Raw genomic sequence first — 14146 nt, 5'->3', positions numbered from 1 at the left:
GACTCACGCACGACCGAGTGGGCCGTCGTGGTCCGGGCGGCCACCGGCGGGCGCGGGGTGGACGTCGTGCTGAACTCGCTGACCGGTGTGGCGATCCCACTCGGCCTGGACGTGCTGGCCGACGACGGCCGGTTCGTCGAGTTGGGCAAGCGGGACATCTACGCCGACATGCCGATCGACCTCGGCTCCTTCCGCAAGGCGGTCTCGTTCACCGCCGTGGACATCGTGGGCCTGATGCGCCGCTCGCCAGGCCGCTTCGCAGGCCTGTTGGCCGAAGCCTGGCCAGCTGCCCACGTGCTGCCGGTCACCGAAGTGCCGTTCGCCCGCGCGGCGGACGCCCTGCGGATGTTCGCCAACGGTGAGCACATCGGCAAGGTCGTGCTCACCGACCCGCGCGACGGCGAGCCCGTTGCCCCGGATCCACTGCCACGGGGCCGCTTCCGCGCCGATGCCACGTACCTGATCACCGGCGGTGCCGGCGCACTCGGCCGCTCCCTCGCAGAACACCTGCGCACGCACGGCGCCGAGCACGTGGCGTTGGTCGGGCGTAGCGCGGCGAACCCCCTGCCCGGCGCGCGCTACTGGCGGGCCGACGTCGCCGACGAGCAACGCATGGCCGAGGTGCTCGGCGACATTCGCGCCACCATGCCCCCGCTGGCGGGTGTGTTCCACGCGGCCGGCGTCCTCGACGATGCCACCCTGCCGAACATCACCGCCGACAGCCTGACCTGGGTCCTGCGCCCCAAAGTGGACGGTTCGTCGGTTCTGGACCGCCTCACCCGCACCGATCCGCTGGACAGTTTCGTGCTGTTCTCCTCGGTCGCCGCGTACGCGGGGCTGCCGGGCCAGGGCGCGTACGCGGCCGCCAACGCCTTCCTGGACGCCCTCGCCGAATGTCGTGTCCGCGAGGGGCTGCCCGCGCTGAGCGTGCAGTGGGGGTCGGTGGCCGAGGTGGGCCTCGCCGTCGGCAACATCGACCGCTTGGCCGACCGAGGCCTTGCGCCGCTCCAGGTCGACGACCTGTGGCGCGCGCTCACCAGCTTCCTCGCCAAGGAGACCGTGGTCGGCTATGCCGAGCTGGACACCCGTCGCCTGCTCGAGATGTACCCGGCCGCGGCTGCTCAGACCAGCTGGCAGTCCATGACCGACATCGCCGACCGGACCACCCGCGTGGTCGGCCCCGACGACATCGCCATCGTGGTCCGCGCGGACGTGGGCGCCGTTCTGCGCATCGACCCCGACGGTCTCGACCTGTCCACGCCGCTGAAGACCCTCGGGCTGGACTCCCTGATGTCGCTGGAACTGCGCAACCGGCTGGAGGTGTCCCTCGGCCTGCGGCTCAGCCCAACCCTGCTGTGGAAACACGGCACCCTGACCCGCCTCATCACAGCGCTGACCGACATGGCCGCGGCCGGTCATGACTGAGTCGATCCTCGCCAGGCCAGCCGACGTCGCGGAGGGTGTACATGCTCGCCATCCGGATCGGGCTCGTGGCCGTGGCCACGATGCTGTTGGGGCCGACGCCCGCCCAGGCGGCACAATCAGCGCTCAGGGAGGTCGAACTCGGCGTCACCACGAGTGACGGGCTCACCCTGCCGGCCACCCTGCGACTGCCGGCCAACGCCGGACATCGGCTTCCCGCGATCGTCCTCGTGCACGGTGCCGGGCCAGGCCCGCGCGAGGACTTCCGGGCCGAGGCGGAGGCCTTCGCCAGGAAGGGCGTCGCCACGCTGGCCTACGACAAGCGCACCGTGGGCTACTCGCTGGTCCAGCGGGACTACTCGCGGCTGGCCGACGACGCCGTCGCCGCGGCCGCCCTGCTGCGCGGCCGACCGGAGATCGACCCGGCTGGTGTCGGCTTCCTCGGCTTCAGCGAGGGCGGCTGGGTGGCGCCACTCGCCGTGACCAGGGACCCGGCGGCCGCCTTTCTCATCACCGTGGGCGCCAGCGGGATCTCCCCACTGCGGCAGCAGAGCTGGGCGGGAGCGACCAAGGCCGAGTACGCGGGGCTGCGCGGATCGGTCGTCAACGCGTACTCCCGCACCTTCTACCGGCTGATCTCCGGTTTGGGCATGTTCCCGGAGGCATACTACGACCCGGGCCCGGCCCTGCGCTCGCTCACGCTGCCGGTGCTCGCCATCTGGGGCGCCAAAGACGTGCAGAGCGCGCCCGTGGAGAGCGCGGTCGCGTTCCGGTCGTTCCTCGACGCCGCCGGCAACCGGCACTACACCCTGCGGACCATCGACGGCGCCGAGCACAAGCTGCACACCACCACCGACGGCTACGACCGCGGTGAGCGCCTGGCGGCCGGTTATCCGGAGCTGGTCGCCTCCTGGACCGCCGACGCCGTGGCCGGCAGGGCGCCGGCGACCTCCGTCGACGGTGTGCGACAGCAGACCAGGACAAGTGTCGAGATGCCGCCGCTCGCCTGGTACGAGTCCGTCCCGGTGCAGGCCGCAGCGCTCGCGGTGATGCTCGTCGGCTTCCTCTGGTTCGCCGTCGCCGGCTGCTGGCGAAGGCTGCGGGGCCGGCTGGGCTCGCCGTGGCAAGCGTGGGTGCTGGCCGTCGCCGGCCTGGTCGCGGCGCTGGGTGCCCCGGTGTACCTGCGCTGGCTGCTGGTCAGTTTGAGCGGGACACCGACGACCAACAGCACCGTGGACCCCGGCACGCCGCTGATCGCGGGCAGGCCGCCCGTCTGGCTGGCCCTGCAGGTCCTGTCCGTCGTCGCGGTCGCCGCCGGTGTCGCCACGGCCATACAGCTGCGGCGCCGTAGCGCCGCGGCGGAAGGTCGACTCCGCCACGGTCTGCTGCTGGCGGCCGGTGCGGTGTTCGTCGTCTGGGCGGTGCACTGGGGGCTGCTGCTGCCCTGACGCGCAGACTCACTCGCCGCGACTGAGCACGTAGTCCTTGCGTTGCCACGGATATCCCGGCAGGTCGACCACATGCCGCGGCAGCTCCGGTGCGGCGCCGGGCTCGCCGACGGCAGGATGCTGGCGCCCGCTTGCCACCGCGGTGAGCGCATCCCGGGCGGAGGCGTTGTCTCCGGCCGACACCCACCACGCACAAGGCAGCCTGGTGCGGCCGAACGTCGTGGTGTAGCAGAAACCGGCGTAGTCCACGTCTGACACCACGTCGGCGTACGCGTCGGCCAGCGCGCGCAGCGCTGGTTCGTTGAAGGCCGACACCAGGAACCCGGTCGGCGACGCGGTGGGCGCCTGGCGGGGTTGGTCCAGCCCGATCACCACGTGCGCGTTGGTCCCGCTCGCCCCGAACGAGCTCACCGCCGCGTGTGTGCCCGTCGCCAAGGGCGTCATCGTCGTTGGCACGGTGAGACCCGTCCCGGAGAGGTCGATGCGGGGGTTGAGCGCGGTGAACCCGTGCTGCGGTGGAATCGCGCGCTCTCGCAGGCACATGATCGCCTTGGCCATGCCAAACGCTCCTGCCGCCGCCTCCGTGTGGCCGAAGTGGCCCTTCACCGAGCTGACGAACACCGGGTGCGACGGCTTTCGAAGCGCCGCGATCAGCGCTTCCATCTCGATAGGGTCGCCAAGGGGGGTGCCGGTGCCGTGTGCCTCGACGTACCCGATGTCGGTGGGCTGCAGGCTCGCGTCGGCCAGTACGGACGCCACCAGACTTGACTGCGCATGCACGTTCGGCGCGGTGAACCCCGTTCCGCGGCCGTCCTGGTTCAGACCTGTCGCCCGCACCACGGCCAGCACCCGGTCAGCGTCGCGGTGCGCGTCCGTCACGCGCTTGAGCACGAACACGCCGCAGCCCTCGCCGCGCGCGAATCCGTTGGCCCGCGCGTCGAACGGTCGGCAGCGACCATCGTCGGACAGTGCGCCCGTGCGGCTGATCTCCAGGGTCGACCGGGGCGACAACACCAGGTTCACGCCACCCACCACAGCGACATCGCAGTCACCCGCGGCCAGCGCGCGACAGGCCAGGTGCAGCGCGGTCAGCGACGATGAGCACGCCGTGTCCACAGCCAACGCCGGACCGCCGAATCCCAGCACATTGGCGATCCGGCCGGCGGCGAAACAATGGCCGTTGCCGACCGTCCACGACGCCGACGGCGCGTGCGCCCAGTCTCGGTAGTCCTGACCGGTGATGCCGACATAGACCCCGGTGGACGCGCCGACCGAGTCGGGCGTGATCCCGGCGTCCTCGAACGCCAGCCAGGTGCCCTCCAGCAGCAACCGGTGCTGCGGGTCCATGGCTCGCGCCTCTGGCGCCGACAACCCGAAGAACTTCGGCTCGAACCCGAACGCTCCCTCCAGGTAGCATCCTCGGGTTTGCAACTTGTCCCACTGCCCGGGGAACGCGGCGGCGCGCTCGGCGGGCAACGGCCCAGTCAGGTCGCGGCCCTGCGTGAGCGTGGCCCAGAAAGACGCCCGGTCGTTCACACAACCAGGTGCGCGCAGCGACATGCCAACGACGGCCACCTGGGTGGCACCGCGCGCCGCTGCCAACTCAGCCCGCAGCGTCCGGATCGTCTCCATCGCCCGGCGCAGCGGTCCGGTCACATCCGTCATCTGTGTCCACCTCTTGGCGTCCCGGGGCACGCTGGCGCCCTGTCCTGGCGTGATTTGTCTCGATATCGGAGAGTGCTGGGAAAGCCGTCACGAGGATCGTCCGCTACTTGTTCAGCCCAGCACGGTGTCCTGTGACAGGATTGCTTGATACAGGAAACATATCGCTCGGTTGGGTTGGAGGCCGAGTTCGTCGTCGAGCCAGTTGCGCAGGTAGTGGAAGACGTTGAGGGCTTCGGTTTGCCGCCCCGTGCGGTAGAGAGCCAGCATGAGTTGCTCGCTGAGCCGTTCGCGTTCGGGGTGCTCGGCGACAAGCTGTCTGAGCTCGCAAACAACATCGCGTTCCCGGCCGGTCGCCAGGCGAGCCGCGACCAGATCTTCACGAGCGGCGAGCCTGCGTTCTTCGAGGTGTCCGGCCCCGGATTGGCAGCGCACGCCGTCGAGCACGTCCGCCAGGGCCGGACCGCGCCATAATCGCAGCGCACGGTTCAGTAGGTCGGCCGCTTCCTCAGGACGTTCCTCGAGGATTTTCGCACCATCGTCCGCCAGCGCCACGAACTCGTGCGCATCGACGTCGGCGGGTGGAATATCCAGGATGTACCCCGCACCGGACGTTCTGATCAGCTCATCCCCGGGCCGTCCGCTGACGATTTCCACCAGTTTCCGCAGGCGCGCGACGTTGGCCTGTAGCGCATTGCGGGCATTGCTGATCGGCCTTTCTGCCCAGAGCTCGTCGACCAAATCGTCTATTGGCACTGGCGTGCGAGGAGACAAGGCGAGCAACGCGACCAAGGTGCGCAGCTTTCTTGATCCGATGTTGATTTTCCTGCCATTCATGTCGATGAGCGACAGTGTTCCGAGGATGTCTATCCGCATTGCACCCATCCAATGTGTGCGGGATGGTGGTGCCGCCGGTGTCTGTCAGTGTCGCCACCGCGCCCCGGCGGTTACTTTCTGGCACTCGTATCGGACCACCACGTCGCCGGGTCGCCGTTCAGGCCGGGACTTCGGCCGACCCGGGTTCCGTCGACCCTTGCGGCGAGAAATGACCGGTAGGTTCCGCTGTCGTCCGGTTTGTGTCCGACCCGGGAGAGGTCATGGCCGGTCGCGGCGACGCGCGTGCGCACGACCGGGACGTAGGTGAACCCTGCCGGCAACGCCCGCACACGCAGGTCCACTCCGGGGCTGAGGTGACGAACACTGCCTCGCCTTCGTCGTGCGCAGGCGAGCGTCGGTGGCTGTCCAGGCGAGGTCAGCGGTCCGTACCCCTCGCGGTACCGTGGTCGTCCGCGGTGAGCCGTCAGCACCAGCGAAGTTCTGCCGCGTCCCGGTGCGATGGCCATGTACCTCGACGGCGCGCGGCCGGACGACCGGGCAACCAGGAAAGCCGCCGGTAAGATAATTGCCAACAACGCCGTTTTGTGAATGCATTTCACGCATGGTGCACGTCCCCCAACGACCAGTCCAAAGCTTCAGCGGATGCTCGGCTGGCTGGCCTGTAAGTCCCCGCTGCCGTCCCCCCGTATGGCGGAGACGTTGGTCGGGTCTGTCATCGGATCGTCCCTGCCGTCGTATGCCACGTCATCATCGCGTCCTTTGCGCAGAAAGGAACCTTGTTGACCACGGCGCGACCGGTACTATCGTCGCCAGCACGAAGTCGCTGGGGGTTGGGACATGGATTTCCGGATACTCGGCACGTTGGAGGCCTTGACCGACGGAAAGAGAATCATGCTTCCCGGCAACCGTCATCAGCGGGTGCTGGCCACGCTGCTCCTCGCCCCCAACTCAGCGGTCCCCGTGGCCAGACTGGTTGCGGCGATCTGGGATGAAAATCCGCCGACAACGGCCGTCAAACAGGTACAGAATTGTATCTCCACGCTGCGTGACAAACTGGGTGCCGAACGTGATGTCATTGTCACCGATGGCCGATGCTATCGCATTGTCCTCAGTGAAGAGGAACTCGACGCCTCGCGTTTCCAGCGTGACATGCGGGCGGCCTACCAGCTGGCGTCCGACGGAAGCCTCGCTGCCGCCGTCACCGCCGTTCGTCGCGCACTACGACTGTGGCGCGGTCCCGCACTCGAAGGGCTGGGTGCTCTCGCGCTGTCCGGCTTGATCGCTCAACTGGACGAGCAGCGGATCAGGGCTGTCGAGCGATGCGCTTACTGGCAACTGGAGCTCGGTGAGTATGAGGAGGTCATCGACCAGCTCACCGACCTGATCGCGCTGTACCCCTTCAGGGAACGGCCACACGCACAACTGATGACCGCGCTGTACCAGGTTGGCAGACAGGCGGACGCCCTCACGGTGTACCACGACCTACGAGCCCGGCTCATCGACGAACTCGGCGTCGATCCGGGATCTGAGCTACAAGAGCTCCATGCGCGCATCCTCGCCGAAATACCCCATTCGGCCGCACCACCCGCCATGCCCGTCAGCGCGCCTGGGCTGGACGCGGACACCTCGTCCGCACGATCGAGCCGAGCATTACTTCACTTGAGAGCGGCCATCACCCGGCAGTGGACGGCCGAGGTCGAGTTACGCTCGCTCAACCACCCCGAGCCGATATCCCTCACCTGGTCCAACACCTGCCGGCAGGTCTCGCCGCCGGACGCGAGCGTGTTCAGCGATCCCTCCGGCGACGGCCAACGGCCCACGTTCAGCGGAGACCTGAGCGACGTGGTGACCAAGTTCCGGGAGCTCCCGGCTCGTCAGCTGGTCGTCCTCGGTGCGCCGGCGTCGGGAAAATCTGTTCTGGCCATCCTGTTCACCCTCGGACTCCTCAGCGACCCACAGCCCGGCGAGCCGGTCCCCCTGCTCTTGTCCATGGCGTCGTGGAACCCCGACCGGCAGCACCTACACCAATGGCTCGCCACCCAACTCCTCGAGGCTCACCCCGCTCTGGCCAATGAAGATCGCTATGGTCGCGACGCCGCGACCCGACTGGTGCTCGACGGCTCAGTACTTCCCGTCCTCGACGGCCTCGACGAGACACCACCCGCACTACACGCCGCGGCGATCGACGCTCTCGACTACGCCGTCGGACACGGACGACCCCTTGTCGTGACCTGCCGTGCCGAAGAATACGAATACGCCGTGAAACAAACCGGCGCCCTGCTCAGCCGAGCGGCCGTGATCGAGATCGACCCGGTCGAACCCGAAGCCGCGATAGCCTTCCTCGCCAGCCGGACGGCTGGCCGCAACCGGCGCTGGGAGGCAGTCGGAGAACACCTGCGCAGCCAACCGAACAGTGCCCTTGCTCAGGCGCTACGCATCCCGCTGATGGTCGATCTCGCCAGAACCGCGTACACGAGTCCGGACACGGTCCCCGCGGACCTGTGTGACTCCGCGCGTTTCGGTGACCCGGAAACGATCGAGGACCATCTTCTCGACACCTGTATACCCAGCGCCTACACCCCCCGTCCGCTACCGCCGGCGCTCGACCCGTCAAAACGGTCGAGAACCTACACAGCGGCGCAAGCCGAGCGCTGGCTCACGTTCCTGGCACGGGCACTACATCGCCAAAACACGCAGGACCTCGCCTGGTGGCGCTTGGACCAAGCTGTACCGCGCCACACGGTCAGCCTCTACCTGAGCGCCCTGCCAGGACTCCTGTTCATGATCACCGGCTGGGTCGCCGCCGGCCCGATCATGGGACTGATCTACGGCGCCACCTACACCAGCGCCGGCTTCATCACCCACAGATACGGTCGGCCCGCCGACCCGGTTCACATGGCGTTTGACTTCCACCAATCCGCCGGCCAGTTTCTCCTGCGATTATCGATAGGCGTCGCGGTCGGTGTCGCCTTCGGGCTGGTATTCATTCTGCCAATCAGGCTCGCCATCGTGCTCGCTGTTGTCCTCGGCGTGACCATCGGATTACAGGTGTGGCTGAACGTTCTCGTCAACGTCGAACGCGTCTCCACGCCTGCCGTGGTACTCCGCGACGATCGAATGGCCACCTGGGCATACACTTTGTCCTTTTTGGTCTCTCTCGGCCTGTTATGTGGTATTGCGTTCACCTATACTCCTGGCAACGCTTCCGGTGAGGCATTGATCGGCCATTTCGACCCCATGCCTGCCATCGCTGCCTGTGTTTCCTCAGCTCTGCTCGGCTACTTCTTCCTGAAGAGCATCGGCGGTGTCGCCTATGGAATCGCCGGTTTCGCCGTCGGCGGGCAGGTCTTGTCGGCGGCCGACGGCCCACCTGTGGTGACCGTCGCGATCCTGTTCGGGCTCGCAACATGCCTCGCCGGCTGCGTCGCCCGTGCGTGGGGAATATACACTCTCACCCGCCTCTGGCTCGCGCTGCGAAGACAACTTCCGCTCCACCTCATGCGCTTCCTCGAAGACGCCCACCGCAGAGGGATTCTCCGGCAGGCCGGCGCCATATATCAATTTCGCCACCCTCGACTTCAAGAGCGACTAGTCACGCGAAACGACGGCAACGGAAACACGACGAACAACACGCACGATTAACTGTCACGGGCGCGGAAAGCGCCGTCTAAGTGTCCATTCAGAGGTTGCAGAGATTGAATTGCTGGGGTCTGCTGTCTGGTTGATCACTGTCGGCGTGTCGGCGTGATCTTCGCTGGTACTGGGTCTAGTACGGCAGCCGCACTTTCCGGTTGGGCTATGTTTGCTGGTCGCGGCGTAGTCGGGTGCGGTGGTGGTACCAGCGGGCGCGGGCCTGGTGGCGTCGTCGCCACCAGACCCAGTGCAGGTGGTGGGTTTCAGGTTGGAGTCGGCGGGTGACCAGGGTGAAGAGTCGTTTGATCTCGGCGACGGTGAGCGCGATCAGACCGAGATCGGTGGGTGGCTGTTCGTCGGGTGTGGTGGGCAGGATCGGTGCTGGCGCACGGGTTTTGGCTTGGGCGGTGGTGACGGCGCAGACCGCGAGCGCGGCCAGGGTGAGCACGATGTGCCGCAGTAGTGCGGTGTAGAGACGGACTTGGGAGTGGTCGAGTCCGAAGTGGTCTTTGCCGAACTCGAAGCCTTCTTCCACGGGCCACCGCAGGCAGGCCACCCGGACCAGGGTCATCAGCGTGTCGGGTTGACCGGCCGGAATGTGACAGTAGTGGTAGGCCAACTCGCCGCTGGATAGGTGTTTGCGGATCAGCAGGTAGTGGCGTGGGCTGGTGGTCGCCAGCCAGGCCCAGGCGTAAGCGCGTTCGCCTTTCGACCCGGTCACCGAGCAGACCTGCCACCGCCGCTTGTGCTTGCGGCCAGTCAGATGTGCGACCACGACGGCATCGGCACGCATCCGCTCACCGGGCCTGACCTCGATAGTGAAGGCGTACCCCACACGCATCACATACCCGATCCCGTTGTCGGCTATGAAAGCGCGGAGTTTCCCCGCCCTCCCGTAGACCTCGTCGCCAGCGATCCACGGCGGCACCGTCTTATCGGCGATCATGTCGGCGAGGATGTCGCGCGCCAACTGCGACTTGGTCTTGAACCCCACCTCAGCGGGGATACCCAACACCGCTCGGCGTCCGGTATCGGCGAGTTGTTCTTCAGGCACGTAGATGCGGGCACCGACCAGCGCGTGCCCACCCGCAGTGGCATACGAGCAGTAGACCGTGTTCACCCCATTGGCGACCCGGCCCGCGCAACCCATGTACTGCCGCTTCGCCCCAGCAGTCTGCTCGCCCTGCTTCTCCTGACCGGACTCGTCCAACGCCCCCACCCGCAACGACTGATCACCGAGCTCCTCGACCACGAACTCCCGCACCACACCCTGGACACGATCCTGATCCCACACCGCCTGATTCAGCAACCGCTGCGTCCGATCCGGCGTGTCGTCCCCGACATGCTCGGCGATGGTCCACCCGTTCTTCCGCGGCAGATCACTCATCAACCCAGTCATGTACTTCCCGGCCTGCTCAAACGGCTTCCTCCGAGCGAAACACGACCGCAACCGGCCATGCAACACCTCCAGATTCGCCACCGCCCGCGCACCCTCTACCATGACAGCCGCAGCCGCCTCACGATCTTCTTGCGTCACACCATGATCATCGCGAGGCGGCTGCCCACATCATCAACAGGCCCTCGCCAACGCCCCTGACCAGCCAAGATCACCAAAGTGCGGCTGCCGTACTAGACCGAGATCGTGAGGTACCCGGATAGTGGCGGTTTGACCGCTGCGGGACGGGCTCGCCGCGAGCAGGTCCGCCTCCGTGCTGCAGCATTGTTCGAGCAGGGTGTCCCGCCGGTTGCGGTGGCGAATGACCTGCGGGTCAGCACCAAGTCTGCGTATCAGTGGCATCGTCGCTGGCGTGCGGGTGGGACCGCGGCGTTGGCGTCGACCGGGCCAGATGGCAACCCGTGTCGGCTCAACCTGTGCCGCTCGAAAAGTCATCGTCGCTGGTGGAGCGACGGGCACCAGTGGGTTGAGAGCATGTCTGGGTGATCGTGTCTCTGCTGTACAAGGTGACCCGGAAGCTGCTGGCCGTCCCATCGGTGCTGCTGCGTACCGAGCCGGCGAAGGACGCCGAACTGCTCATGCTGCGACACGAGAACGCGGTCCTTCGGCGACAACTGGCGGCCCCGGTACGTTACGAGCCCGCGGACCGGTTCTGGTTCGCCGCCCTGTCCAGGCTGATAGATCGCCACCGCTGGCGGGCCGTCTTCGCCGTCACTCCCGGCACCCTGCTCGCCTGGCGCCGCATGTTCGTGGCCCGGAAGTGGGACCACACCGCCCATGGACGCACCGGACGCCCGCCAACACGAACCGCGATCAAGGCACTCGTGCTGCGGCTCGCCAAGGAAAACCCCCGATGGGGACACCGCCGCATCCAAGGCGAGTTGGCCCAGATGGGCCATCGGATCGCCGCCTCGACGGTGTGGCAGATTCTGCACGCGGCAGGCGTTGATCCGGCACCCCGTCGCGCCGGTCCGACCTGGCGGGAGTTCCTCACCGCTCAGGCCGAAGGCATCATCGCTGCGGACTTCCTCCACATCGACACTGTGCTCGGCAAACGGCTCTATGCGTTGGCATTCCTCGAACACGGCACGCGGCACCTGCACAGCACCGCCCACCCGACCCAGGCATGGACAACCCAGCAGGCCAGAAACCTCGCCGCCGACCTCGGCACACGCATGGAATCCCTGCGCTTCCTGCTACGCGACCGCGACGGCAAGTACAGCCAGGCGTTCGACACCGTCTTCCAGTCCAACGACCTGCGTGTGATCAACAGCGCGCCACAAGCACCCCGGATGAATGCCCACTGCGACGGCTGGGGCCTGTCTGACCGCCAACGGCCTCGACGCGCTGGAGTCTTACCGCGATGGGGTCCCGTCGTGGCCCGGTTCACTTCACACTCTGAGCATCCATGATCCTCTGAACGGCGGTTCCGCGTCGGACCGAGATGCTCCAGCCTGTGATCATCTTGCACAGTGTGCTGTACAGAGGGGTGAGTTCATGAGGCACCGTAGAGCTGTCGTGACCGTGATCGCCGCCGTCGCGACTGTGGCGACGGCGGTGCCGGCGGCGGCCGCTATCGTGACAACCGGCCTCGGTCCGGTCGCCGGCGAGATCTTCAGCCAGGCCACCAGCGTGCGCGACGACGGCGTCGCGGTCGGCTACTCCACACCGCCGACCGGCGGGACGCACGCGGTGCTGTGGGACGCGTCCGGGGCGGTCACCGAGCTCGCGACCCCGGGCCGCAACAGCGAGGCCCACGACATCAACAGCACTGGAGTCGTGGTGGGGGAGGCCGAGCCGAGTGGGGTCGAGCGCGCGTTCCCGGTGTCGTGGGACGTCACCGGTGTGCTCACCGCACTGCCCGGCGGCGTTTCCGGCTCGGCCCGGGGTGTGAACGACGCGGGCGTCATCGTGGGTTTCGCGGACAGCGACGGGCAGTCCCCGCTGCGATGGGAGAACTCCACCACCTGGCCAACCTGGCTCGCCACCTTGCCAGGCGGCGCGAACGACAGCGTTGCCTACGACCTCAACAACGAGGGGGCCGCCGTCGGATACTCCCGGGGAGCCGACGGAGCCCGCCACGCGGTGGTGTGGAACGCGGTGGGTGCTGTCGGCCAACTCGCCACCCCTTCCGGATATGCGGACTGCTTCGCGTACGAGATCAACGATTCCGGCCTGATCGTCGGGTCCTGTTTCGGCAGCGGTGGGAACGTGGCGGTGCGCTGGGACGTCACCGGCGCGGTCGCCGTGCTTCCCACACTCGGTCCGGCGGAGGCCGAGGCCAGCGGTGTCAGCGACGCCGGCCTGATCGTCGGCTATGCCGCCGACATCAACGGCCGGTACTACGCGGTCCGTTGGGGTGCCTACGGAACCATCACGAAACTCCCCACGCTGGGCGGGACCCACGGCGTCGCACTGGACATCAACAACACCGGCACCGTCGTCGGCCGCACCAACCAGACCGACGGTTCTTTCCGTGCCACGAGTTGGCGCAACGCCGGTTAGCCGTCGGTGGTGACTATCACCTGATTTGTTCAGATGATGACGTAGCGGGAGCGCTGTTCCATCATCGATCCACGATGGCACCGGCGGGAGGTCATGTGCCCCTCAGCGCGCCGTATACGGTCGAGTTCCCCTTCGACCGGAGGGGTCGGGCCCAAGATCGGTGCATTCCTTGGAGGGCTCCGCGACGGAAGGCGGCACGGGTCCGTGTCGTGTCGCCGAGGGCAGCGTCCTCTGCCCGGTGCACGAGTTCGATCCTCGCACGGCCGAGGAGACCGGCGAGCTCGTCGCGCTCAGTGACCGAGGCACCGTGCGTGCCTGGACCTGGGTGCCCAGCCGGCCGGACGACGTCCTCCCTGCACGACTGATGGGGCTATGTGGTGGCTTGTGCAGCAGCGCGCTGGCTGTCCTGGCCCGGCTGGCTCCGGACCCTCACCAGGTGTGACGGTCTGTGATCGTGCGGTGACCGAGTGTCTGTGGCGCTGTGTGGGTGGTTCAGGGGGTGGTGTCGAGCCATTGGATGAGGAGGAGGTGGACTTCGTGTTGGTCGTCGCGGATGAGGTGGCCGGCGTGGTGGGGGCCGAAGGTCCAGTGTCGGACGGCGCCGGTGGAGTTGTCCTCGTGGTGGGGTTTGCCGTTCCATGGGGTGAGTTCGAGGGTGGCCAGGACTTCGGCGAGGTGGGGGAGTGCCTCGGTGGGCAGTGTGGTGATCTGGTCTGACACCGTGGTGTCGGGAATGATGCGGTACACCCGTTAGTGGCCGAGTCGCTGCTGGATCAGGGCCTGCAGATTGACAGGGGTGGCGTCGGGGTTGTGTCCGGTGCGTTGGATCTGCTCAGCCTTGGCCAGTATCCGGTAGGTGGCGCCGGGGTCGCGGAGTTCGAGGTGAGCGATGTGGCGCCACTTGGCCAACAGTTCGTGCAGACCGGTCAGGTCCTGGGATCGTTTGACCCGTTCGAGCACGGTGTTCCACTCGTGATCGAACTCGGCGGCGAGTGTGGGGGTCAGGCACGCACGGATGGCCTGCGGGTCAGCTGACGGGATGTCTGGATCCGGCACCGCGGCGGGAGAGGCCATACCGAGACCATGCCGCCGAACAGGGCCCCTACCTGGGCGCAGGCCCACCCTACGGCAATCCGCCTTCTCCACCGACGCGGAGCGGACCTGGGAGACCACTGGATCATGG

At 67.3% G+C, this 14146-nt stretch carries 11 protein-coding genes; 6 read left to right on the top strand and 5 right to left on the bottom strand.

The window, feature by feature from the left end; genetic code table 11:
• Together ACJ73U_RS17465 and ACJ73U_RS17460 are read left to right on the top strand one after the other, a co-directional pair.
• The coding region (locus tag ACJ73U_RS17465) for an SDR family NAD(P)-dependent oxidoreductase (protein WP_407778697.1) at window positions 1-1425 on the top strand (1425 nt) is incomplete at its 5' end.
• Window positions 1426-1466: 41 nt separating this feature from the next.
• Window positions 1467-2870, top strand: a complete 1404-nt coding sequence (locus tag ACJ73U_RS17460; protein WP_407778696.1) for an alpha/beta hydrolase family protein — start codon at window positions 1467-1469, stop codon at window positions 2868-2870.
• Between the two features lie 9 nt (window positions 2871-2879).
• Here the strand turns inward: ACJ73U_RS17460 and ACJ73U_RS17455 are convergent, their stop codons facing one another.
• The gene (locus tag ACJ73U_RS17455; RefSeq protein WP_407778695.1) at window positions 2880-4535 is read right to left on the bottom strand and encodes a beta-ketoacyl synthase N-terminal-like domain-containing protein; all 1656 of its coding nucleotides are present in this window, start codon (window positions 4533-4535) and stop codon (window positions 2880-2882) included.
• A gap of 111 nt (window positions 4536-4646) precedes the next feature.
• Window positions 4647-5408 (bottom strand): BTAD domain-containing putative transcriptional regulator, encoded by a 762-nt coding sequence (locus tag ACJ73U_RS17450; RefSeq protein WP_407778694.1) that lies wholly within the window; start codon window positions 5406-5408, stop codon window positions 4647-4649.
• 831 nt (window positions 5409-6239) lie between these two features.
• On the opposite strand from ACJ73U_RS17450, the gene ACJ73U_RS17445 reads away from it, so the two are divergent.
• Complete coding sequence (locus ACJ73U_RS17445; RefSeq protein ID WP_407778693.1) at window positions 6240-9011, top strand: BTAD domain-containing putative transcriptional regulator; 2772 nt, start codon at window positions 6240-6242, stop codon at window positions 9009-9011.
• 154 nt (window positions 9012-9165) lie between these two features.
• Here the strand turns inward: ACJ73U_RS17445 and ACJ73U_RS17440 are convergent, their stop codons facing one another.
• Window positions 9166-10482, bottom strand: a complete 1317-nt coding sequence (locus tag ACJ73U_RS17440; RefSeq protein WP_407778692.1) for an IS701 family transposase — start codon at window positions 10480-10482, stop codon at window positions 9166-9168.
• A gap of 162 nt (window positions 10483-10644) precedes the next feature.
• On the opposite strand from ACJ73U_RS17440, the gene ACJ73U_RS17435 reads away from it, so the two are divergent.
• The 3 genes from ACJ73U_RS17435 to ACJ73U_RS17425 all read left to right on the top strand — a co-directional run bounded on the left by ACJ73U_RS17435 (window position 10645) and on the right by ACJ73U_RS17425 (window position 12963).
• The gene (locus ACJ73U_RS17435; RefSeq protein ID WP_407778691.1) at window positions 10645-10944 is read left to right on the top strand and encodes a helix-turn-helix domain-containing protein; all 300 of its coding nucleotides are present in this window, start codon (window positions 10645-10647) and stop codon (window positions 10942-10944) included.
• Entirely contained in the window at window positions 10941-11870 is a 930-nt protein-coding gene (locus ACJ73U_RS17430) for an integrase (protein ID WP_407778690.1), read from the top strand. Before ACJ73U_RS17435 ends, ACJ73U_RS17430 begins: the two co-directional genes overlap by 4 nt.
• A gap of 85 nt (window positions 11871-11955) precedes the next feature.
• On the top strand, window positions 11956-12963 hold the full coding sequence (locus ACJ73U_RS17425; protein WP_407778689.1) for a hypothetical protein: 1008 nt from the start codon (window positions 11956-11958) through the stop codon (window positions 12961-12963).
• A gap of 492 nt (window positions 12964-13455) precedes the next feature.
• Here the strand turns inward: ACJ73U_RS17425 and ACJ73U_RS17420 are convergent, their stop codons facing one another.
• Both ACJ73U_RS17420 and ACJ73U_RS17415 read right to left on the bottom strand, forming a co-directional pair.
• Window positions 13456-13683, bottom strand: a complete 228-nt coding sequence (locus ACJ73U_RS17420; protein WP_407778688.1) for a hypothetical protein — start codon at window positions 13681-13683, stop codon at window positions 13456-13458.
• A gap of 30 nt (window positions 13684-13713) precedes the next feature.
• Window positions 13714-14037, bottom strand: coding sequence for a DUF6247 family protein (locus tag ACJ73U_RS17415; protein ID WP_407778687.1), 324 nt, complete (start codon window positions 14035-14037; stop codon window positions 13714-13716).
• Window positions 14038-14146: the final 109 nt, after the last annotated feature.

Origin of the sequence: Actinophytocola sp. (assembly GCF_045807065.1) — a bacterium.
GTDB lineage: Bacteria > Actinomycetota > Actinomycetes > Mycobacteriales > Pseudonocardiaceae > Actinophytocola.
Note: the sequence above shows the minus strand (reverse complement) of the source record. Positions and strands in the feature narration are given on the sequence as shown.

Excerpts from the sequence above, each read along its gene's own strand:
- ACJ73U_RS17425 (WP_407778689.1), top strand. The coding sequence starts at position 11,956 with ATGAGGCACCGTAGAGCTGTCGTGACCGTGATCGCCGCCGTCGCGACT.
- ACJ73U_RS17455 (WP_407778695.1), bottom strand. The coding sequence starts at position 4,535 with ATGACGGATGTGACCGGACCGCTGCGCCGGGCGATGGAGACGATCCGG.
- ACJ73U_RS17460 (WP_407778696.1), top strand. The coding sequence starts at position 1,467 with ATGCTCGCCATCCGGATCGGGCTCGTGGCCGTGGCCACGATGCTGTTG.
- ACJ73U_RS17450 (WP_407778694.1), bottom strand. The coding sequence starts at position 5,408 with ATGCGGATAGACATCCTCGGAACACTGTCGCTCATCGACATGAATGGC.
- ACJ73U_RS17415 (WP_407778687.1), bottom strand. The coding sequence starts at position 14,037 with ATGGCCTCTCCCGCCGCGGTGCCGGATCCAGACATCCCGTCAGCTGAC.